2 pseudogenes are annotated in these 1,870 nt (G+C 55.1%); one reads left to right on the plus strand and one right to left on the minus strand.

From position 1 onward, the window contains the following. Nucleotides 1–686 precede the first annotated feature (686 nt). Nucleotides 687–866: pseudogene (locus NY78_RS21500) on the plus strand (integrase core domain-containing protein); the annotation flags it as partial. A gap of 2 nt (nucleotides 867–868) precedes the next feature. Here NY78_RS21500 and NY78_RS21505 read toward each other — a convergent pair. Then, nucleotides 869–1,708: pseudogene (locus tag NY78_RS21505) on the minus strand (transposase); the annotation flags it as partial. Between the last annotated feature and the right edge of the window lie 162 nt (nucleotides 1,709–1,870).

Consider the following 1,870-nt stretch of genomic DNA (forward strand, 5'->3'; position numbering starts at 1 on the left):
GAGGTCACTTGCGTGCGGATCGAACCCACGCGCGTTGAGCCACAGGCGAATAAGCAAAGCCCCGCAGGGCAGGACGTACGGTAGGCATACCGTACCTGTCCTGCCTTCGCGCACGCTGTCATTGTTTCGCCTTTTTTTGTCAGCGACACTATCGGCTAGTATGAGCTTGAATGAGAGCGGTTACGCTCACTTCTAATCGGATAAACTGTTATCAGTTGACATTGGCTACTAACGGATCATAAAATATGATAAAAAACAACCAGGAGAGAACTATGACTAAATCAGGTCGCATTGCCAGATGCATGGGCCGTGTAGAATTTAGATCTTGTCAGATCGAGATTCTCGATATGCACAAAAAAAGGTACGCCAATAAGCACATCTACGATAAATTGGCAGCACATGGGAGGTCAACATTGGCATACTAAACGTTTAATGCCCATCTTCGCAAATTGTTGCAGGCAAAGAAATCAAAATCAATAGAAATACAATCAGTTGATCGGAAGAAAATACTTGAAGTATCTCACAACACTGAATTGATCTAGTCATTGTGAGTGTACGTCGGCTAGACACAGCCCCCCGAAGGAGGAGTATAGACTTGGATTCGTAGGATACACTTCCGGGCGGACAAATTCAGGTCGCTGCGACAGGCTTAGCGTACGATTTTTTCCGTTTCGTGAGCAGACCCCGTGAAGACCTTCAAACGCGATTACGTGTATGTCCATGACCGCCCGGACGCGAAGACCGTCCTCAGCCAATTGGCGGCCTGGTTCGAGGACTATAACGAGGTGCACCCCCACAAAGGGCTGCGGATGCTCTCACCCAGGGAGTTTATCCGCTTGTCAGCAACTGCCGGGTGTCCGGTTTAGCGGGGGCAACTCCAGGAAGTGACCCGTCGCAAACTTTCTTGAGCGGCTTTCAGCGTCTTTTGCAGAGTCGAAGTGTCCCCCTTGTCCGCTTCATGCACCTCGACCGCCACGACCGCGCCGGTGTCCAGGTCCACCGCGTGCTCCGGCTTGTACGCCAGATGCGTTCGGCCATCCTTCATCTTGGCGATCTTCGCCTCGGGATCGACCTGCGACTGCCAGTCCTTGTTCGAAAGAGTCTTGCCGACGCGCTTGCGGTCCATGCGAGCCAGATCCTCATCCGTCGGAGAGTCGATGCCGCTCTCCTTAGCCATGCGCAGGAGCATCTTGCGGTAGCTCTCACCCGTGTCCCGGCGCACGATGGTTTTGAGCGCCGCGTTGGCCTCCATGGTCGAAGCGTCCACGCCAATGCGGCCTCCAAGGATCAAGCCATCCTTGCTGAGCACCTTGAGAACCCAGGTGAAAACCTCTTGGTGGGTCGCCAGCGGCAGACGGGACCGTGTCCGGCTGAGCGAGGAATGATCCGGCACAGACTCCTTGGGCGAAAGCTGGAGAAAATCCCGGAGGGAAAGCGAATCGGCGCAGCGCCACTCAATGCCGCGCTCGCTGTCGATGCCCTCGAAATACCCCACGAGGTGCATCCGAAAATATCGGCCAGGCGGAATGGAGGGACGCCCCTTGTCGGAATAGAAGGGCTTGCACAGCTTCTCGGCGAAACCATCGAAGCCGGCTTTCCGGAGAATCTGCTGGAGACGATCGTAAAAAGCGTGCCCACGAGACCGAGGAATCTCATCCCAGGCCAGATACATCGTCCCCTGCTGATCACCCTGACGGCCAAGCCCCATCAGATCACCTCCGGAACCGCGATGGCTGGATTATCGGTCACATGGCGGAGTTTTTCAACACGCTGTTAAGCGCCTTGAATTGTCGGAGGAAGAGACGACCGCCTTGAGACTTTTGGCGGCATCTGGCACACCGCCCTGGCAGACCGTCAGCCAGCGACTCGA

This window comes from Desulfovibrio sp. TomC, from assembly GCF_000801335.2.
Taxonomy (GTDB): domain Bacteria; phylum Desulfobacterota; class Desulfovibrionia; order Desulfovibrionales; family Desulfovibrionaceae; genus Solidesulfovibrio.